General features: G+C 69.6%; 16 protein-coding genes and 1 pseudogene. 15 read left to right on the top strand and 2 right to left on the bottom strand.

Features of this window, described 5'->3' with window-relative positions; genetic code table 11:
• Window positions 1–208: 208 nt before the first annotated feature.
• The gene (locus H2Q94_RS21210) at window positions 209–1225 is read right to left on the bottom strand and encodes a hypothetical protein (RefSeq protein ID WP_243788945.1); all 1017 of its coding nucleotides are present in this window, start codon (window positions 1223–1225) and stop codon (window positions 209–211) included.
• Between the two features lie 451 nt (window positions 1226–1676).
• Between H2Q94_RS21210 and aspS the strand changes: the two are divergent.
• The 15 genes and pseudogenes from aspS (at window position 1677) to H2Q94_RS21135 (ending at window position 19178) form a co-directional block, all read left to right on the top strand.
• Window positions 1677–3469, top strand: a pseudogene (gene aspS, locus H2Q94_RS21205) (aspartate--tRNA ligase).
• A gap of 89 nt (window positions 3470–3558) precedes the next feature.
• Window positions 3559–4494, top strand: a complete 936-nt coding sequence (locus tag H2Q94_RS21200; RefSeq protein WP_243788944.1) for a DUF389 domain-containing protein — start codon at window positions 3559–3561, stop codon at window positions 4492–4494.
• A 265-nt stretch (window positions 4495–4759) separates the two neighbouring features.
• A complete protein-coding gene (locus H2Q94_RS21195; RefSeq protein WP_397545366.1) occupies window positions 4760–5977 on the top strand; it encodes a phosphotransferase family protein in 1218 nt (405 codons plus the stop codon).
• A 506-nt stretch (window positions 5978–6483) separates the two neighbouring features.
• The gene (locus H2Q94_RS21190; RefSeq protein ID WP_243788943.1) at window positions 6484–6852 is read left to right on the top strand and encodes a hypothetical protein; all 369 of its coding nucleotides are present in this window, start codon (window positions 6484–6486) and stop codon (window positions 6850–6852) included.
• 110 nt (window positions 6853–6962) lie between these two features.
• The gene (locus H2Q94_RS21185; protein WP_243788942.1) at window positions 6963–7532 is read left to right on the top strand and encodes a carbonic anhydrase; all 570 of its coding nucleotides are present in this window, start codon (window positions 6963–6965) and stop codon (window positions 7530–7532) included.
• A gap of 283 nt (window positions 7533–7815) precedes the next feature.
• On the top strand, window positions 7816–9333 hold the full coding sequence (locus H2Q94_RS21180; protein WP_243788941.1) for a SulP family inorganic anion transporter: 1518 nt from the start codon (window positions 7816–7818) through the stop codon (window positions 9331–9333).
• 88 nt (window positions 9334–9421) lie between these two features.
• Window positions 9422–10783 (top strand): replication-associated recombination protein A, encoded by a 1362-nt coding sequence (locus tag H2Q94_RS21175; protein WP_243788940.1) that lies wholly within the window; start codon window positions 9422–9424, stop codon window positions 10781–10783.
• Window positions 10784–10999: 216 nt separating this feature from the next.
• Entirely contained in the window at window positions 11000–12013 is a 1014-nt protein-coding gene (locus tag H2Q94_RS21170) for a 2-hydroxyacid dehydrogenase (protein WP_243788939.1), read from the top strand.
• Window positions 12014–12137: 124 nt separating this feature from the next.
• Window positions 12138–12539 carry a DUF948 domain-containing protein gene (locus H2Q94_RS21165; protein ID WP_243788938.1) on the top strand — a complete coding sequence of 134 codons (402 nt, stop codon included), beginning with the start codon at window positions 12138–12140 and terminating at the stop codon, window positions 12537–12539.
• Window positions 12536–12877, top strand: coding sequence for a hypothetical protein (locus H2Q94_RS21160; RefSeq protein ID WP_243788937.1), 342 nt, complete (start codon window positions 12536–12538; stop codon window positions 12875–12877). The genes H2Q94_RS21165 and H2Q94_RS21160 overlap by 4 nt, the downstream gene beginning before the upstream one ends.
• 141 nt (window positions 12878–13018) lie before the next feature.
• Entirely contained in the window at window positions 13019–15694 is a 2676-nt protein-coding gene (gene alaS, locus H2Q94_RS21155) for an alanine--tRNA ligase (RefSeq protein ID WP_243788936.1), read from the top strand.
• A complete protein-coding gene (gene ruvX / locus H2Q94_RS21150; protein WP_243788935.1) occupies window positions 15691–16173 on the top strand; it encodes a Holliday junction resolvase RuvX in 483 nt (160 codons plus the stop codon). Before alaS ends, ruvX begins: the two co-directional genes overlap by 4 nt.
• An 11-nt stretch (window positions 16174–16184) precedes the next feature.
• Entirely contained in the window at window positions 16185–17402 is a 1218-nt protein-coding gene (gene mltG, locus H2Q94_RS21145; RefSeq protein WP_243788934.1) for an endolytic transglycosylase MltG, read from the top strand.
• Window positions 17389–18249: a shikimate dehydrogenase gene (locus H2Q94_RS21140; protein ID WP_243788933.1), complete on the top strand. Its 861-nt coding sequence runs from the start codon at window positions 17389–17391 to the stop codon at window positions 18247–18249. Before mltG ends, H2Q94_RS21140 begins: the two co-directional genes overlap by 14 nt.
• A 131-nt stretch (window positions 18250–18380) precedes the next feature.
• Window positions 18381–19178 carry a S1 family peptidase gene (locus H2Q94_RS21135; RefSeq protein ID WP_243788932.1) on the top strand — a complete coding sequence of 266 codons (798 nt, stop codon included), beginning with the start codon at window positions 18381–18383 and terminating at the stop codon, window positions 19176–19178.
• A gap of 51 nt (window positions 19179–19229) precedes the next feature.
• On the opposite strand, the gene H2Q94_RS21130 is transcribed toward H2Q94_RS21135, so the two are convergent.
• Entirely contained in the window at window positions 19230–19496 is a 267-nt protein-coding gene (locus tag H2Q94_RS21130) for an HPr family phosphocarrier protein (protein WP_243788931.1), read from the bottom strand.
• Window positions 19497–19505: the final 9 nt, after the last annotated feature.

Genomic DNA, 19505 nt, shown 5'->3' with positions numbered 1-19505 from the left:
GCAGTCGTGTGCGACTACTCTGGGTGTCGGATTGGCTTCCCCTGATGGAGTAATGGCTCCGGTTCGGGCTTCGAGCGACCGGCGGCGAAGACGCGTGCGCCGCCCGGCGCTCGTTCGGTCGGTGCCTGTTCGGCCGGTGTCCGTTCGTCCCGTGCCCGTCCGGCCGGTGGCCGTCGGACCGGTGCGTTCCCGAGCAGTGCCTGGTCGATCAGTGCCCGTCGAGCAGTGCGCGATGCGACGGCTGCCAGCGGACGCCGAACACGCCCATGCCGAAGTCGAGCGTGACCGCGTGCGTGCGCGCGTGCCGGTCCAACGACAAGGGCTTGGGCTGCGCGGTCTCGTTCGCCGCCGAATCGCCCACGAAGCTCTCCACGTGCTCCGGCGGGCAGGCCGGGTCGAACTCGAGCTCCACCACGTACTGGCGCACCGGCAGCCGGAACAGCCGGCAGAAGGTGTGCTCCGGCTCGTTCGCGCCGGTGGGCATGTCGGAGATCTCGTACTCCAGCAGCATCGTCTCGCCGCGCTCCAGCGGACGGTCGAACAGCAGCTCGGCGACGATCACGTCCCGTGCGTGGTCGGTGAGGACCTGTCCGATGCGGCAGGACCGCAGCGGCCGGATCGTCGGCGACACCGGACTGGTCGAGGCGCCGTCGAACATCACCACCCAGCGGTCCGCGCCGTTGGCCTCGGCGCGCACCAGCTTGCTCGCGCGCACCATGCGCTGATCGCCGTAGGCGTCGATGTGCACCACATCGTGCTGCGAGAGCCGGGTCAGCTTGCTGTCGTGGCTGGTGTCGATCCGGGTGAGCAGTTCCACCGCGGACTCGTTCTCCGACCACAGCTCGCTCAACGGCGGTGCGTCGTGCGCGGCCTGCCTGGTGCGGCCGCGCGGCCGCGGCGGCCCGAGCAGCGCCGACAGCGCGCAGTCCGGAACGCCGAGGACGTTCTCCAGCTGCTGCAACGCCAGCAGCGAATCCGGGCGTTCCGGTCGTCGGCGTCCGGACTGCCAGTAGCTCAGCGCCGTGATGCTCACCGGTGTTCCGCGGGCTTGCAATCGGTGCTGGATCCGTTCCAGGCTCAGTCGGCTGGAGCGGATCGCCGCCCGCAGGGCCACCTCGAACGGGCCGGTTCGCAGAAGTTCGGCGAGCTCGGGTGAGACCTGCGCCGGGTCGCTTCGGACGGCAGTGCGCGACATGGAACGGATGTCGGTCTTCGGACCGGTCATGGTTACTCCTCGTGTCCGCCGAACTCGGGGCCTTACGCTAATGAGTGAGAGTCTGGCGCGCAACGATCAAGTTTCGGTTCCCGCCACCTACTAAAGTGTGAGATGAATTCGCGGGCTTTCCGTCAGGAGCCGCTCTTTTGCTCCACTGGCTCTCTTGACATCGAGATGCGGGCGAGGTGATCGGGTGGGCGAGTCCTTTGTGGCCCTGAAACCACTTCACCGAAGTCGCGCGGCGGCTTGAATCCACCGGCTCCGTAACTCCGATCGGTTTCCCGGCGGCGAACACGCCGCGCGGAAACCTGCTGGACGCCGCCCCGGCCTCGTTGGATAGCCTTGGCCTCCCATTGCGTCCACGCAGGACGAGCACCTCCACGCCGAGTTGTGCACCCTGGCGGACGCCCTACCGCAGTCGTCGCCAGCCGACTTGAACTTGAAGAGGAGCTCAGTACCCGTGATGCGCACGCATGAGGCCGGATCGCTTCGCGCCGGTCATGCAGGGCAGTCCGTCACCTTGGCAGGCTGGGTTGCGCGCCGCCGCGATCACGGTGGAGTGATCTTCATTGATCTCCGTGACGCTTCCGGTGTCGCCCAGGTGGTCTTCCGCGAAGGCGAGATGGCCGAGCGCGCCCACCGGCTGCGGGCGGAGTTCTGCGTCCGCATCACCGGTGACGTCGTGCGCCGCCCCGAGGGCAACGAGAACACCGAGATCGGCACCGGCGAGATCGAGGTCTACGCCACCGAGCTCGAAGTGCTCTCCGAGGCCGCGCCGCTGCCGTTCCCGCTGGACGAGCACCTCGAAGTCGGCGAAGAGATCCGGCTCAAGCACCGCTACCTGGACCTGCGCCGCGCCGGACCGGCCAAGACCCTGCGGCTGCGCAGCGACGTCAACCGGGTCGCCCGCGAGGTGCTGCACGAGCGGGACTTCGTCGAGATCGAGACGCCGACCATGACCCGCTCCACCCCGGAAGGCGCCCGCGACTTCCTGGTGCCCGCGCGGTTGCAGCCGGGCAGCTGGTACGCGCTGCCGCAGTCCCCGCAGCTGTTCAAGCAGCTGCTGATGGTCGGCGGCATGGAGCGCTACTTCCAGATCGCGCGCTGCTACCGGGACGAGGACTTCCGGGCCGACCGGCAGCCGGAGTTCACCCAGCTCGACATCGAGATGAGCTTCGTCGAGCAGGACGACGTGATCGAACTCGGTGAGCAGATCATCGCCGGGCTGTGGAAGCTGATCGGGCACGAGATCCCTCGCCCGATCCCGCGGATCACCTACGCCGACGCGATGGCCCGCTACGGCAGCGACAAGCCCGACCTGCGGTTCGGGCTGGAGCTCACCGAGCTCACCGAATACTTCAAGGACACCCCCTTCCGGGTGTTCCGCGCGCCGTACGTGGGCGCGGTCGTCATGCCCGGTGGCGCGAGCCAGCCGCGGCGCCAGCTCGACGCCTGGCAGGACTGGGCGAAGCAGCGCGGCGCGAAGGGCCTCGCCTACGTGCTGGTGGGCGAGGACGGCACGCTGTCCGGCCCGGTCGCGAAGAACCTCTCCGAGGCCGAGCGCGAAGGTCTGGTCAAGGCCGTCGGCGCGGCACCCGGTGACTGCGTCTTCTTCGGTGCCGGTGAGCGCGCCCCCTCGCGGGCACTGCTGGGCGCGGCCCGGCTGGAGATCGGCGAGCGCTGCGGACTCATCGACCACGACGCGTGGTCGTTCGTGTGGGTGGTGGACGCGCCGATGTTCGAGTCCATCGCCGACACCGACGACGTCGCCGTCGGCACCGGGCGCTGGACCGCGGTGCACCACCCGTTCACCGCCCCAACGCGGACTGGGCCGATGACTTCGACCAGGATCCGGAGAACGCACTGGCCTGGGCCTACGACATCGTCTGCAACGGCAACGAGATCGGTGGCGGTTCCATCCGCGTGCACCGCGGCGACGTGCAGGAGCGGGTGTTCTCGGTGCTGGGCATCTCCGAGGAGCAGGCGCAGGAGAAGTTCGGCTTCCTGCTGGAAGCGTTCAAGTTCGGCGCTCCTCCGCACGGCGGCATCGCCTTCGGCTGGGACCGGATCGTCATGCTGCTGGCCGGGGCGGACTCGCTGCGCGAGGTCATCGCCTTCCCGAAGAGCGGCGGCGGCTTCGACCCGTTGACCAGCGCTCCGGCACCGATCACGGCCGCCCAGCGCAAGGAAGCCGGCGTCGACGCGAAGCCTGCGGCGAAGACCGACTCGGGGCCTGCCGAGAAGCAGGACTGAAGGGTCCTGTCCGAATTGTCCGCGTAGGTGGTCACTCAGCGGAACCTCAGCGGCTTCGCGATGATCTCTGAGACCGAGCGGGGGTCGTCGTGCTGCACCTGCGGATCGTGAGTCCACCGGAGCGGACCGACCAGGTGCTGGCGGTGTTGCGCGAGCAGCGCGGCACCGCGCACCTGTGCCTGTTCCCGCAGGCGGCGCTCGAACCCGCGGGTGACGTCATCGAGGTCGACGTGGCGCGGGAGGCCGCCGACGACGTCCTCGCCGGCATCGGCGCCGACGAGCTCGCCGAGGTGGGCGCGGTGCAGCTCACCGACGGCGGCACGCTGCTGTCCGAACAGGGCAAGCAGGCGGAGTGGTCGGCGCCCGGCGACGCGTCGGACGCCGTCGTCTGGGACGACCTCATCGCCCGCACGGGTGAGGAGTCCCGGCTCAGCGGAACTTTCGCGGCCTTCCTGTCGCTGGCCTGCCTGCTGGCCGCCGTCGGCGTCGTCACCGACTCCGAGGTGACGGTGGTCGGCGCGATGGTGCTCGGTCCGGAGTTCGGCCCGTTGGCGGCGATCGTGGTCGGCGTGACCCGGCGGCGCTGGGAGCTGGTGCGGCAAGCGGTGCTGGCGCTGGTCGTGGGGTTCCCGGTGGCGATGGTGCTCACCGTGGGCGCGACGATGCTCGGTCAGGCGCTGGGGTTGCTCAGCGCGGGTTCGCTCGCGGACAACGAGCACGTGGCGTTCGTCTACCAGGTCGGCTGGGCCTCGCTGATCGTGTCGTTGCTGGCCGGTGCGGCGGGAATGTTGTCGCTGACCTCGGCGAAGTCGGGGGCGCTGGTCGGCGTGTTCATCTCGGTCACGACGGTGCCCGCCGCCGGTTACGCCGCGGTGGCCGCCACCTTGGGCGCCTGGGACCGCTTCTTCGCTTCGACGGCGCAGCTCGCGGTGAACCTCACCGGCATCGTGCTCGCGGCGTCGGTGGTGTTGCTGATGCGTTCGCCGCGTCGACGGACCGGGGATTCGAACGCGCCGATCGTCTGAACCGGCGATCACCTGCTCGGGCGCCGGCGGCCGGTCGAGCTTTCTTCGCACGGATGCAACGTGAGCGTCCCCGGCTCCGTCAGGGTCAACGTGGGAGAAGCCGGACGGTGCGCGGCGACGCCGGGGTGGGCGTCATCGGGCACTCGTCAGGGTGGTCGAGATTCCGCCGGAGTGCGCGAACGGTAGGCGCGCTACTACGAACAGTGGCGCACTTGACCGGTCTTGCCCATTCGGGTTCAGGTTGTGGGGGTAGTGTCTGGAGACGATGAGCGTGGAGATCACTTCCGGCCCTCCGGAGGTCCGAGTGCCCGGCAGTACCACGGTGACCGACACCGTCGGCACCGCAGAAGCCGTGCTCAGCAAGCGGATGGGAGCTCCCGTCCGTCTCGCCGACGCCGAGGACCTGGGTGGTAGCGAGCGCTCGGTCGTGCTGCGCGTGCGGGTCGCTGAGACCCCGTACGAACTGCCGCGAACCCTGGTGCTCAAGCACTACGGCGACTGCCCGGAAGAGGCCCGATCGGACCCGTTCGCGCACGAGGCGGCGAGTTGCCAGCTCGCTACCGCGCTGCCCCCGGAGATCCGCGTAGGCCCCGAACTCATCGCCCACGACGCCGACCGTCGGCTGCTGGTGCTGGAGGACCTGGGCCGCGGCTCGACCCTCGCGGACGTGCTGTTCGGCGAGGACCCGCGGGCCGCCGAGCGCGCGTTGCTGGCGTGGGCTCGGGCGCTGGGCAGGCTGCACACGACGATGGCCGGCCGCGAAGCCGACTTCGACGCGTTGATGCGACGGGTGGGGGCGAAGTCCTGGACGGACCCGGTGGCCGATGACATCGTGCGGTCGCTGACCGACCTGCCCGAGCTCATCGAGCAGTCCCTGGGCGTGAGCACGCCGCCGGAGGTGGCGTCGCGGCTGCAAACGGCCGCCGAACTGCTCGGCCAGGGTCGCTACCGCTCCTTCAGCCCGTCGGACATCTGCCCGGACAACAGCCTCGTGACCGGTACCGGGGTGCGGTTCCTGGACTTCGAGTGGGGCTGCGTGCGCGACGTCGCGCTGGACGCGGCCTACTTGCAGTACCCGTTCCCGTCGTCGTGGTGCTCGTACTCGCTGCCGGAGAACCTGGCGGACGGGATGCTGTCGACCTGGCGTTCCGAGATCGCCGAGGTGTGGCCGGAACTCGATGACGACGCGGTGCTGATGCCGCGGCTGTTCAACGCGCAGATGCTGTGGGTGTGGGTGTCGACGTGGTGGTTCCTGCCTCGCACGGGGGAGTCGGACCGGCCGATCGACCTGCACATGCCGTCGCCGCGGCGCAGCACTGCGCTGGTGGACCGCTGGCGCAAGCTGCGCGACGACGCGGTGGAGATGGGTGAGCCGCAGCTCGCCGGGTACGCCTCGGCGATGGTCGACGCGCTGGTGGAGCGGTTCGGCGCGGGTGCGCTGCAGTTGCTGCGCTATCCGGCGTTCCGCGACGATGAGAGGTGATTCACCGGAGTTCTTCGGCGGCCCCGCGCTCGATGCGCGGGGCCGTTTGCTCGGAGTTCATCTTTGGTTGCCGTTCTCGTTCGGCTGACTTCGGGATTTAGTAGAATCAGCATCGTTCGGCAACCTGGTTCTGATCGTTGCCACTCGAATGGGTTCCGGCGTCGGGGCGTGGTCGAGTTGAGTAGCTGAACGTGCATGTGTTACGGGCGATCGAGTGCTCTGTCTGCGTCTTTCCGGGTGAGCAGGTTTCGTGCATTAATATTTCTTCATGTTTAGGGCGATGATCACCCTTGTATTTATACTGGGGTCATCGGATATGTTGTGTCGAGCGGCTGGTCCCGCCTCCCATCTGATCTGGGTGCGGTGCTCCGGCTGCGAACGCCGAAGCGAGTGGACCGTGCGACGACACGGGGTACGCCGCCGGCGCGCAGGTCACATCGGCTGGGCACCGTCGCCCCCGTCATTCCATCGGTCGAAGGCCGTTCGGGCAGGTTGGTTCAGGAGGCATGATGCGTATCAAGATCGTGAGGGCGGGACTGTTCCTGCTGTTCACGGTTCTGCTCGCGGTCGTGGTGCCGTTCCAGTCGACGTTGTGCGCGGAACTGTCCATGCGCAACACCTCCGAGATCAAGACCAACGAGATCAAAGAGCACAGCGAGAAGGTCCGCCAGCGCCTGTCGGCTGCCTCCTCGTCTCGCCGGGATGACCGGACGCCGGATCCGCGCGGACCGCTGCCCAAGATCTTCCAGCAGGACTTGACCGCACTGCACGACGTCTGCGCCTCCGGCGCGGCCTCGTTTCCGAGTTCTCAGCCGGATGCGGACTGCGTTCGGAAAAGACATGCGCCCGCGGTACTCCAGGTGTACAGGCACTGAGCACATATTCAAGGAAACGGATGCGTCCGAAAGTCGATGACTTTTCCTATGTGCAGTGAGGTGCCATGAATTTCGAACACCTAGTGGATCATGCTCGACGACACCCTCGCATGGTCTCCGAAGCACACCGCAGGGAGCTGGCCACGGGGCAACAGCCGGTGGCTTTGTTCATCACCTGCTCTGATTCCCGCGTGATGCCCTCCAAGATCACCGGGGCCGAGCCGGGCAAGCTATTCGAATTGCGCACCGCGGGCAATGTGGTGCCGCATTACGTGCCGGATTCGGCGTCCAGCGAGATGGCGACCATCGAGTACGCCGTGCTGCAGCTGCAGGTTCCGGAGATCGTGGTCTGCGGGCATTCGCACTGCGGCGCGGTGACGGCCAAGTGCGCGGCAGGGCACGGCCTTGAACAGCTTCCCGCGATGCGGACCTGGCTGGGCTTCGGCGAGCCGCCGACGACCGCGCTGACCGCTCCGGAGCCGGGAGTGCGCTCGGAGAGCAAGGCGCACGTGCGCGAACAGCTGGACACGCTGTTCGAATACCCGTTCATTCGCGACCGCGTTTCGGCCGGAAATCTGCGCGTGCACGGCTGGTTCTACGAGATCGACACCGGTCTTGTGTTCCGTTCTCCGGATCGGACTCCGGACCGGACGGAGAACGTGGACTTCCTCCCGCTGTGACCCGGCCAGTACGTGGCTGAACGCCATTTCGGCGTAGTTCGCTGAACCGAATACCTCAAGGCGGACCCGACCGGGTGCGCGCTCGACGACCGAGTGCGCACCGGTGGGAAATCGCCGTCGATGCCTCGCGTCCGCGGGATATCGATTTCTTCGAGCGGGACGACATGAGCCGGCCGCGGAACTCCGTGGCCGCGCGCTCCTGCGCGTCCGCTCATCGTCGCCCTCCGCGAAGTGCTCGTGGGGCGGCGCCCTGATCAACCAAGACATTCATGGAGAGTGCATCGTGACCGCTCAACTCGACGCGTCCCCGAAGAAGGGGCGCCGAGCCGGAGTTCCGCAGTGGCCGAAGGAGACCTTCGGGGCCGACTTAGCCGCGTCGCTGGTGGTGTTCCTGGTGGCCCTGCCGCTGTGCGTCGGCGTCGCCGTCGCCTCCGGCGTGCCCGCCGAGCTCGGCATCATCACCGGTGTCATCGGCGGCATCGTGGTGGGCCTGCTGCCCGGCAGCACCATGCAGGTCAGCGGCCCCGCCGCCGGTCTGACCGTGCTGGTGGCCTCGGCGGTGTCCGACCACGGCCTCGGCACGCTGGGCGTGATCGTCCTCGGTGCCGGCGTGTTGCAGATCGTGATGGGCATCGGCCGCATCGGTACCTGGTTCCGGGCGATCTCGCCGTCGGTCGTGACGGGCATGCTCGCCGGCATCGGCCTCGTGATCATGCTCGGGCAGCTCTACCCGGTGGGCGGTCTGGAGCAGCCCAGCCACACCGCCGAGAAGTTCGCCGGACTGCCCGGCCTGGTCGCGGCGATGTTCACCACGCCGCAGGGGCAGGCGGGGCTCGGCGTCGCGGTGGTGACGCTGGTGATCCTGTTCGGCTGGCAGAAGATGCCGGAGAAGGTCCGCGGCATTCCCGCGCCGCTGGTCGCGGTCGTGCTGGTCAGCGCCGCCGCGTGGGCGCTCTCGCTGCCGTTGAAGATGACCGAGGTCGGTTCGCTGCTGGAGGCGATCAACGTCCCGACCGGTAGCGCGTGGGCTTCGGCCATCACGCCCGCCGTGATCGGTTCGATGGTGACCTTCGCGCTGATCGCCTCGGCGGAAAGCCTGTTCAGCGCCGCCGCCGTGGACCGGATGCACGACCGCGGGAAGACGCAGTACAACAAGGAACTCATCGCCCAGGGCGCGGGCAACGCGGCCTGCGGCATGCTGGGCGCGCTGCCGATGACCGCGGTGATCGTCCGCTCCGGCGCCAACGTGCGCGCCGGTGCGAAGACGAAGCTCTCCCGCGTCCTGCACGGCGTCTGGCTGCTGCTGTTCGTGATGGCGCTGCCGGGACTGCTCGGATACATCCCGACCGCGGTGCTGGCCGCCCTGCTGATTCAGGCGGGCTGGAAGCTGCTGGAGCTCAACAAGGTCGTCGAGATGATCCGGACGAACCGCCCCGAAGCGCTCGTCCTGGTGCTGACCGCGGTGATGATCGTGGCGACCGACCTGCTCATCGGCACCCTCATCGGCCTCGGCGCCGCCGTGATCAAAACGGCGTTCGACGTCTCGCGCCTGTCGGTGAAGGAGGAGGAGCACGACGACGGCCACCTGCGCCTGGAGTTCGGCGGCAACGCCACCTTCCTGCGGCTGCCCCGGCTGCTGGAGCGGCTGGAGAACGTTCCGGCGGACAAGAGCGTGCACCTCGACCTGAGCACCGTCCGGCACCTGGATCAGGCGTGCCACCAGGCGGTCGAGAACTGGGTCGCGCAGCGCGAGCGGGACAACGTCCGCACCGAAGTGGCGATGCCCGCGGGCGTCAGCTGACCTCGGTGAACCGCACTCCGCGCCAGAGGTGCTCCGCCGGGGCACCTCTGGCGCGGTCGTGTCAGGGGCGACGGGTAGCGTCGGCGAAGTGAGTGACGGCCTGTTCGACGAGGGGTTGTTCGGCGCCGAGACCGAGGATCGCGCCGGGGAGCGGCTGGCCGAGAACGCGCCACTGGCGGTTCGGATGCGGCCGCGTTCGCTCGACGAGGTGCTCGGCCAGGACCACCTGCTGGGCGCCGGTGCGCCGCTGCGCAGGCTGGTGGAAGGTGCCGCTCCGGCCTCGATCCTGCTCTACGGTCCGCCGGGCACCGGCAAGACGACGCTGGCGAATCTAGTGTCCCGTGCGACGGGACGGCGGTTCGTGGCGTTGTCCGCGTTGTCCTCCGGGGTGAAGGAGGTCCGCGCGGTCATCGAGGAGGCGCGTCGTCGCCTCGGGCGTTCCGGTGAGGCGACGGTGCTGTTCATCGACGAGGTGCACCGGTTCTCCAAGACCCAGCAGGACGCGCTGCTCGGCGCCGTCGAGGACCGCACGGTGCTGCTGGTGGCCGCGACCACCGAGAATCCGTACTTCTCCGTGGTGGCGCCGCTGCTGTCGCGGTCGCTGGTGCTGCAACTGCGCAGCCTCGAAGAGGACGACGTCCGGGAGCTCGTGCGTCGCGCGGTCACCGAGCAACGCGGCCTGGCCGGGGCGCTCGAACTCGACGACGACGCGCTGGAGCACCTGGTGGCGCTGGCCGGTGGCGACGCCCGCCGCGCGCTGACCGCGCTGGAGGCCGCGGCGGAGTCGGCGGGTTCCACGGGTTCCGGCCGGATCGACCTGGGCACCGTGGAGGCCACGGTGAACCGGGCCGCGGTGCTCTACGACCGCGGCGGCGATCAGCACTACGACGTGGTCAGCGCGTTCATCAAGTCGATCCGCGGCTCCGACGTGGACGCCGCGCTGCACTACCTGGCCCGCATGGTGGAGGCGGGGGAGGATCCGCGGTTCATCGCGCGCCGCCTGGTGGTGCACGCCAGTGAGGACGTCGGGATGGCCGACCCGACGGCGTTGCAGGCCGCGGTCGCCGCTTCGCAGGCCGTGCAGTTCATCGGGATGCCGGAGGGCAGGCTCGCACTCGCGCAGGCCACGATCCACTTGGCCACGGCGCCGAAGTCCAACGCGGTGATCATGGCGATCGACGCGGCGATGAGCGACGTGCGGGCGGGCAAGTCCGGCACCGTGCCCGCGCACCTGCGCGACGGCCATTACGCCGGGGCGAAGAAGCTCGGCAACGCGAAGGGCTACCGGTATCCGCACGACCGCTCCGAGGGCGTGCTCGAGCAGCAGTACCCGCCGGACGAACTGGTGGGCACCGACTACTACGAGCCGACGGGACGGGGAGCGGAGCGAGTGCTCGGCGAACGGGTTCCGAAGCTCCGCGGGATCGTTCGTGGTGGGGGATCGGAGTGACCTGCGCGGGTGTCCGGGTGGCGGAACCTGAGTGACTCCCGGCGCCCCTGGCCGATGTGCCGGCATTGTGCGAGCGGCTTCGGACGCGAGGGGAATGCTGCCGTCCTCGCGAGGAAGTCGCTGAGAACCCACCGGTGGTCGATCTGCGTGCGTGGTCACAGCTCATCGGCTTCGCCGCTGACAGGGCGATGATGAAAAATCGTTCCGCAAGGTCTCATGCGCGCTCGGCGGTGCCGGGTGCGGCAAGCAGTCAACCGAGGAGTCGCCGTGCCGCGGATCGTGGTCACCCGCAACGTTCCCGAAGCCGCCGTGGAGTTGCTGCGCGGCGCCGGTCAGGTGCACGTGTGCGAACGGGATCAAGCGTTGGATCCGGACGAGCTGCGCGAGGTCGTGGCGGGTGCCGACGGGATCGTCGCGATGCTCGGTGACAGCGTGGACGGTCCGGTCGCCGACGCGGCGGGACCGCAGCTGAAGGTCGTGGCGAACGTGGCGGTGGGCTACGACAACCTCGATGTGCCCGCGCTGGCCGAGCGCGGCGTCACCGTGACGAACACGCCCGGTGTGCTCACCGACGCCACCGCCGACCTCGCGTTCGCGCTGCTGCTGATGTCGACCCGCAGGCTCGGTGAAGGCGAGCGGCTGATCCGCGCAGCGCAACCGTGGTTCTTCCACCTCGGGTTCATGCTGGGCACCGGCTTGCAGGGCAAGACGCTCGGCATCATCGGGCTCGGTGAGATCGGGCAGGCCGTGGCGCGGCGAGCCCGCGCGTTCGGCATGCGGATCGCCTACACGGGCCGGCGCCGGGTGGCCGCCGAAGTGGAGGCCGAACTCGACGCGCGCTACCTGGCTCAGGACGAGCTGCTGCGCGAATCGGACGTGCTGTCGCTGCACTGCCCGCTCACCGAACAGACCCGGCACCTGATCGACGCGGCGGCGCTGGCGACCATGAAGCCGTCCGCGGTGCTCATCAACACCAGCCGCGGCCCGGTCGTCGACGAGGCGGCGCTGGCCGAGGCGCTGCGCACGGGCCGGATCGCGGCGGCGGGGCTCGACGTGTTCGAGAACGAACCCGCTGTGCACCGTGAACTGCTGGATCTTGAGAACGTCGTGCTCATCCCCCACTTGGGGTCCGCGACGGTGGAGACGCGCACGGCGATGGCGGAACTCGCCGCACGCAACGTGGTCGGCGTCCTGACCGGGAACGGCCCGGTCACCCCGGTGGAGGCTTGACCCACGGACGCGCCGACGCACCGGAAGCGCCCGCCCCAGGGTGGCACGGTAACCTGGCGCGCGATCAAGACACCGGCGAATCCTTGCCGGTGGCAGGAAAACCACGTGGAAACCGGGAGGGCACGTGACGCCCACGCAGATCGCCGCGCTGATCGTCGCGGGCGCGTTCGTGCTGCTGGTCGTGCTGCTGGCGATCCCGCTGGTCAAGCTCGGCCGAACGCTGGACGAGGCGACCGTCGCGATCCGCAAGGCGCACGAGAACACCGATCCGCTGTTCACCGGGGCCAACTCGACGCTGACGCACGTCAACACCCAGCTGGAACGGGTGGACGGCATCACCGCCAATGCCAGGACGGTCACCGGCAACGTCTCGGCGTTGTCGTCGCTGTTCACGGCTACACTGGGTGGCCCGTTGGTGAAGACCGCGGCCTTCTCGTACGGGGTGAGCAAGGCTCTGCGAGCTCGCCGCAAGCGCAAGGAAGAGCCGTGGGGCAAGCACTCCCGCCGCAAGGGAGGACGCAAGTGAGGCGGATGTTCTGGTTCGGGGCCGGTATCGCGGCCGGTGTCGCGTTGACCCGCAAGGTCAACGAGACCGCCCGCAAGGCGACCCCGAGCGGCGCGGCCGAACAGCTCGGCGGCGCGATGCGCGAGCTCGCGGGTGCCGTGGGCTCGTTCGGTGCGGATGTGCGTGCCGGGATGAGCGAACGTGAGCAGGAGCTGCAGGACGTCGTCGACGGCACCTCGATGCCGCGACGCCGCTTCGACGCCGACGCGATCGACGCTCGCCCGGCGGAAGGCCGGGGGCGCCCGGCCGGTGACGGTGTGCGCGCACCGGCTCGGCGAGCTCGCCGGGCGGAGCGCTGAACGGCGGGCGTTCCGGGGAACCGGCCCGGTCCGCACCGGCTCGCCGGTGGTGAATCGCCTCCGGTTCCCCGAACGCCCCGCCTGCCGCGTCCCGCCACAGCCCCGAACCCCGACTCCGCAGCACCCTTCGAAGGAACCACCGTGCAGACCCACGAGATCCACAGCCGCTTCCTGGAGCACTTCCGCAGCACCGGCCACACCGTGGTGCCCAGTGCCTCCCTGATCCTCGACGACCCGACCCTGCTGTTCGTGAACGCGGGGATGGTCCAGTTCAAGCCCTACTTCCTCGGTGACGCCCCGGCGCCGTACCCGCGCGCGACGAGCATCCAGAAATGTGTGCGCACCGGCGACATCGACGAGGTCGGCAAGACGACCCGGCACAACACGTTCTTCCAGATGGCGGGCAACTTCTCCTTCGGCGATTACTTCAAAGAAGGCGCCATGGAGCACGCCTGGAAGCTGCTGACCTCCTCGGTCGCCGACGGCGGCTACGGCATCGACCCCGAACGCCTGTGGGTCACCGTCTACGAGCACGACGACGAGTCGGCCGCGCTGTGGCGCGAGACCACCGGTATCGACCCGGCCCGCATCCAGGTGCGCGGCGCGGAGGACAACTACTGGGACATGGGCGTGCCCGGTCCCGGCGGTCCCTGCTCGGAGATCTACTACGACCGCGGCCCGGCCTACGGCGTCGAGGGCGGCCCGAACGTCGACGAGGACCGCTACATCGAGATCTGGAACCTGGTGTTCATGCAGGACATCCGGGGTGAGGAGAGCCCGAAGAAGGGCGCTCCGCTGCTCGGTGAACTGCCCACCAAGAACATCGACACCGGCATGGGCGTCGAGCGGGTGGCGTGCCTGCTGCAGGGCGTGGAGAACGTCTACGAGACCGACCTGGTGCGTCCGGTGATCGCGAAGGCAGAGGAGCTCTCCGGCCGCAGCTACGGCGCGAACCACGAGGACGACGTGCGGTTCCGCGTGATCGCCGACCACGCCCGCTCCGGCGTGATGCTCGTCGGCGACGGCGTCACCCCCGGCAACGAGGCGCGCGGCTACGTGCTGCGCCGCCTGCTGCGCCGGATCGTGCGCTCCACCCGCCTGCTCGGCGTGCAGGAGCCGGTGCTGGGCGAGTTCACCAAGGTCGTGCGGGACGCGATGGCCCCGGCCTACCCGGAGCTGCGCACCGATTTCGAGCGCATCGACTCGGTGATCCGCAACGAGGAAGAGGCGTTCCTGACGACGCTCACCGCCGGCTCGAAGATCTTCGACGTGGCCGTCGCGGACACCAAGAAGTCCGGTGCGGCCCAGCTGCCGGGCGCGAAGGCGTTCCAGCTGCACGACACCTACGGCTTCCCGATCGATCTCACCTTGGAGATGGCCTCCGAACAGGGCCTGTCGGTGGACGAGCACGGCTTCCGCGAGCTGATGGGCGAGCAGCGCCGCCGCGCCAAGGAGGACGCGAAGGCGCGCAAGACCGGCCACGGCGACCTCTCGACGTACCGGACGCTGCTCGACCAGCACGGCACCACCGAGTTCATCGGCTACACCGACCTGGAGTCGCAGAGCCGGGTGCTGGGCCTGCTCGTCGACGGCGCCCCGGCGAAGTCGGCGGCCGCGGGCACCGAGGTGGAGCTGGTGCTCGACCGCACCCCGTTCTACGCGGAGGGCGGTGGCCAGATCGCCGACACCGGCACCCTGGTCGGCCCCGGCGTCGAGGTGCGCGTCTCCGACGTGCAGCGCTCCGTTCCCGGCCTGTTCGTGCACCGCGCGAAGGTCGTGTCCGGTGAGCTGGGCGTGGACACCATGCTGGAGGCCGGTGTGGACCGCGATCGCCGTCGCGCCATCGAGCGCTCGCACTCCGCGACGCACCTGGTGCACGCGGCGGTGCGCGGTGCCTACGGCAAGCGCGCGGCGCAGGCGGGTTCGCTGAACTCGCCGGGCCGGATGCGGTTCGACTTCACCGCGCCGAGTTCGGTCTCGGCCTCCGTGCTGGGCGGCGTCGAGGAAGAGGTCAACGCCTACCTGCAGAACGACGTCGAGGTCTCGTCGTACACCACGACGATGGACAAGGCGATGGAGCTCGGCGCGATGGCGCTGTTCGGCGAGAAGTACGGCGACCAGGTCCGAGTGGTCGACATGGGCGACTACTCGCGGGAGCTGTGCGGCGGTACGCACGTGGGCCGCATCGGCCAGCTCGGCGTGGTCAAGCTCGTCGCGGACTCCTCGGTGGGCTCCGGCGTGCACCGCGTCGAAGCGCTGGTCGGGATGGACGCGATGCGCCACATCAGCAAGGAGCACCTGCTGGTCACGCAGCTCGCCGAGCAGTTCAAGGTCCCGTCCGAAGAACTGCCGGAACGCATCGCCGGTGTGGTCAGCCGCCTGCGCGGCGCGGAGAAGGAGCTGCAGCAGCTGCGCGTGCAGCAGGTGCTGTCCTCGGCGGGTGAGCTCGCCGGTCGCGCGAGCGACGTGCACGGCGTGAGTCTCGTCGCCGAGCAGGTCCCGGACGGTGTGGACGGCGGCGGGCTGCGCGCGCTGGCCGGCGAGATCCGCGGCAGGCTCACCGGCCGCCCGGCGGTCGTGGCGCTGTTCGCGGCGGAACCGTCGGAAGGCAAGGTCTCCTTCGTAGTGGGTCTTAACGACGCCGCGCGGGACCTCGGCCTGGCCGCGGGCAAGCTGGTGCCGTCGTTCGCCGAGGAGGTCGGCGGACGTGGCGGCGGCAAGCCCGACATGGCGCAGGGCGGCGGTACGAATCCGGCAGGCATCACGGCCGCGATCGGCGCGCTGCGCCGGGAACTGGACAAGGCGGTCCAGGGGTGACATCAGGACAACGGGGCGTCGGCCCGGCCGCCGACGCCCCGGATCCCGGAGCGGGGCGCCGGATCGGAGTGGACGTCGGCGCGGTGCGCGTCGGCATCGCACTGACCGACCCGTCGCCGATGCTGGCGACTCCGCTGGTGACGCTCCAACGCGATGAGGACGCGGGCGGCGACCTGGCGGAGCTGGTGCGCCTGATCGCCGAGCACGAGGTGGTCGAGGTCGTGATCGGCCTGCCGAAGACGCTCGCGGGCAGGCACGGCAGCGCCGCCGATTCCGCCCACGCCTACGCCGAAGCACTGGCCACCAGGATCGCTCCGATCCCGGTGCGCTTTCACGACGAACGGTTGACCACGGTCACCGCGAGCCGCATGCTCTCCCAACGGGGGGTTCGCGGTAAGCGACAGCGCGCCGTGGTCGACCAGGCCGCCGCAGTGGAGATCTTGCAGGCATGGCTTGACGCCCGGTCGCAGACCACCTGAGAGGACCTTTCGTGAGCGACGAACTCGGCCTGTTCGCGGATGACGCGGATGAGCCTTCACGGCGCAGCCGCAGGGAGGTTCGCGAGCAGCGGGCCCAACTGCGCCGCCGGAAACGGCGCGGTTCGGTGACCGCCCTTGCCGGACTGCTGGTCCTGCTGCTGGTGGGCGGCGGCGTCGTGTACGGCGCCATGCAGATACTTCAGATCGGTTCCTACGACGACTACCAGGGCGCGGGCAACGGCGAGGTCGTCGTGGAGATCTCCTCCGGTGACACCGTCAGCCACGTCGCGCAGACCCTGTCCAAGGCCGATGTGGTGGCGTCCTCGAAGGCGTTCACCAAGGCTGCCGAGGAGAACAAGCAGATCAACAGCATCCAGCCGGGCTTCTACTTGATGAAGTCGAAGATGTCCGGTTCCGCCGCGGTGAGCCACATCCTGTCGGCGGAGTCGAAGACCGGCCGCATCGAGGTGCGCGGCGGACAGCGGCTGGAGGACCAGCTCAGCCCCGACGGTGGGAAAACGCCGGGCATCCTCACGAAGCTGGCCGACGCGACCTGCACGGGTGACGAGAACCAGTGCACGACCTCGGAGCAGATGCACACCGCGGCGGGCACCGCGGATCTGGCTTCGCTGGGCGTGCCGGAGTGGGCCATCGAGGGCGCGTCGAAGGCGGCACCGGAGCGGCGGCTCGAGGGCCTGATCATGCCGGGCATCTATGACGTGAAGCCGGGCGAGCCCGCCGAGGAGGTGCTGCGCCAGGTGGTGACGAAGTCCGCCGCGCTACTGGAGGCGGCGGGGCTGCCGCAGGCCGCCGAGAGCACCGGGCGCACCCCGTACGAGCTGCTGACCATCGCCTCGCTGGTGCAGAGCGAAGGCATCGAGCGGGACTTCGACAAGATCTCCCGGGTCATCTACAACCGCACCACCAATCCGCAGATGCAGCTGCAGTTCGACTCCACGATCAACTATCCGCTGGACAAGCCGACGCTGCTGACCAAGTCGGAGGACCGCCAGCGGCCGGGACCGTACAACAGCTACCAGAACTACGGCCTGCCGCCGACGCCGATCTCCACCGCGAGCAAGGCGGCGGTGTTGGCGGCGGAGAAGCCCGCCGAGGGCACCTGGGTGTACTTCGTGAAGTGCTACCCGGACGGCACTTCCTGCTTCGCCACGACGATGGCCGAACACGATCAGTACGTCACCGAGGCACAGCAACGTGGCGCGTTCTGATTCCGCGGACCGCAAGGCGGCGGTGGTCGGTTCTCCGATCGGCCACTCGTTGTCCCCGGTACTGCACGACGCGGCTTACCGGGAGCTCGGACTCACCGGCTGGACTTACCAGCGGTTCGACCGGGACGCCGACGGCCTCGCCGAGCTGATCGGCGAACTCGGCCCGGAGTGGGCGGGTTTGTCGGTGACGATGCCGGGCAAACGCGCCGCGCTCGGGCTCGCGAAGGAGGTCACCGATCGGGCCGCCGCGGTGGGCGTGGCGAACACGTTGACCCGGCTGGCATCGGGGGAGTGGTCCGCGGACTGCACCGACGTGGACGGGGTGACGGGCGCGTTGCGCGCCGCCGGTGGATTCACCGGTGGCAGCCGGGCATTGCTGCTCGGTGCGGGCGGTACGGCCGCCGCGGCGATGGCGGCGTTCGCGGAGCTCGGGTTGACCGAGGTGACGCTCGCGGTCCGCGAGCCCGCGCGGGCGCGCGACGTGGTGCTGACCGCGGAGCACGTGGGCCTGCGGGTGTCGGTGCAGCGGCTCGACTCGATCGACCTGGACGCCGCGGTGTCCGAAGTGGACGTGCTGGTGTCGACGTTGCCCGCCGGTGCGGCGGATCCGCACGTGTCGGCGCTGGCGCGCGCGGCGTGCGTGCTCGACGTGATCTACCACCCGTGGCCGACGCCGCTGGCGACGGCGGTCGAGGCGGCGCGCGGCAGGCTCGCGACCGGGCTGGACATGTTGCTGCACCAGGCCTTCGGCCAGGTCGAGCTGTTCACCGGCCGTCCCGCTCCGCGCGCCGCGATGCGGGACGCGTTGTCGGCGGCGACCGGTGGTGAGCTGGCTCTGCCGCTCTGATCGGCACCGCGCTCCGGTCCCTTCGGCTTGAAGGATTAGTACGGGGTGGCCGATCGGCTGATCCGCGACGGCTGGTGAATTCCCTAACCTCGCTTCCGCAAGGAGATCAGCACGCGAGCGAGGAGCATCCGATGACCAAGGCTTCCACCCGTCGATTCCGCGATGGACGAGCAGTGCTGCTGGGGGTGCTGGGAGCGGTGACGCTCGCGGCGGCACCGGCGGTCTCGGCGGCTGCAGCGCCGGACTTCGACACGATGGTCGTCGGCGGTCACGACGCCACCGAGCCGTACTCGTTCATGGTGTCGCTGCAGCAGGAAGGTCAGCACTTCTGCGGCGGATCGCTGATCAGGCCGGACTGGGTGGTGACCGCCGCGCACTGCGCGGCAGGCCAGGAGCCCGCGGCGCTCACCACGCGGATCGGCAGCGAGGACCGGACCACCGGCGGGGAAGAAGCGGGTGTCGCCGAAATCGTCGTGCACCCCGGCTACCAGCCGGCGGCCCCCGGTGACGACGTGGCGCTGCTGCGGCTGGACCGGCCCGTCGAGCAGCAGCCGATCTCGGTGGCGCCGGACTCGGGTGCGGCCGGTGATCCGACCAGGATCATCGGTTGGGGCGTCACGTGCGACGACGGGCAGCAGTGCCCCGAGTTGCCGACCCGGCTGCAGGAATTGGACACCGAGCTCGTCGCCGACGACCTGTGCGCCGACTTCGACGGAGCCACCGAACTGTGCACCGACAGCCCCACCGAGAACGCCCAGGGCTGCAACGGTGATTCCGGTGGCCCGCAGCTCAAGGGCGAGCGGGGACGCTGGGAACTGATCGGGGCGACCAGCCGCGACGGCGACAAGGACCCGAACTGCGGTACCGGCACCGGGATCTGGACCGACCTCACCGCCTACACGGACTGGATCGACCAGACCACGGCGTGAGACCGGCGTGCGGTGCGGGAACACGCGCCCCCGCACCGCACGCGAACCTCTTCAGCCGTCGAGGTCCGAGCCGACGAGTTCCGCGAGCTGATCCAGCGCCGCGTCCGCACCGTCGCCTTCGGCGGCGAGCACGACCTCGTCGCCGTGACCGGCGCCCAGCGTCATCAGGCCCAGGATGCTGCCTGCCTGCACCGGTTCGGTGTCGGACTTGCGGATGGTGATCTGCACGGTCTGCGCGGCGGCGGCCTTGGCGACCAGCGCCGCGGGACGCGCGTGCAGGCCGACCTTGCTGGCCACGGTGACCCGTCGCTCGGGCATGGGATTTCC

The sequence above is a fragment of the Saccharopolyspora gloriosae genome, assembly GCF_022828475.1.
GTDB classification, from domain to species: Bacteria; Actinomycetota; Actinomycetes; order Mycobacteriales; family Pseudonocardiaceae; genus Saccharopolyspora_C; species Saccharopolyspora_C gloriosae_A.
The sequence above is the reverse complement of the archived record's forward strand: the minus strand, read 5'-3'. Positions and strand labels throughout refer to the sequence as shown.

Excerpts from the sequence above, each read along its gene's own strand:
- H2Q94_RS21210 (WP_243788945.1), bottom strand. The coding sequence starts at position 1,225 with ATGACCGGTCCGAAGACCGACATCCGTTCCATGTCGCGCACTGCCGTC.
- H2Q94_RS21195 (WP_397545366.1), top strand. The coding sequence starts at position 4,760 with ATGAGCGTGGAGATCACTTCCGGCCCTCCGGAGGTCCGAGTGCCCGGC.
- H2Q94_RS21190 (WP_243788943.1), top strand. The coding sequence starts at position 6,484 with ATGATGCGTATCAAGATCGTGAGGGCGGGACTGTTCCTGCTGTTCACG.
- H2Q94_RS21185 (WP_243788942.1), top strand. The coding sequence starts at position 6,963 with ATGGTCTCCGAAGCACACCGCAGGGAGCTGGCCACGGGGCAACAGCCG.
- H2Q94_RS21170 (WP_243788939.1), top strand. The coding sequence starts at position 11,000 with ATGCGCGCTCGGCGGTGCCGGGTGCGGCAAGCAGTCAACCGAGGAGTC.
- H2Q94_RS21135 (WP_243788932.1), top strand. The coding sequence starts at position 18,381 with ATGACCAAGGCTTCCACCCGTCGATTCCGCGATGGACGAGCAGTGCTG.
- H2Q94_RS21130 (WP_243788931.1), bottom strand. The coding sequence starts at position 19,496 with ATGCCCGAGCGACGGGTCACCGTGGCCAGCAAGGTCGGCCTGCACGCG.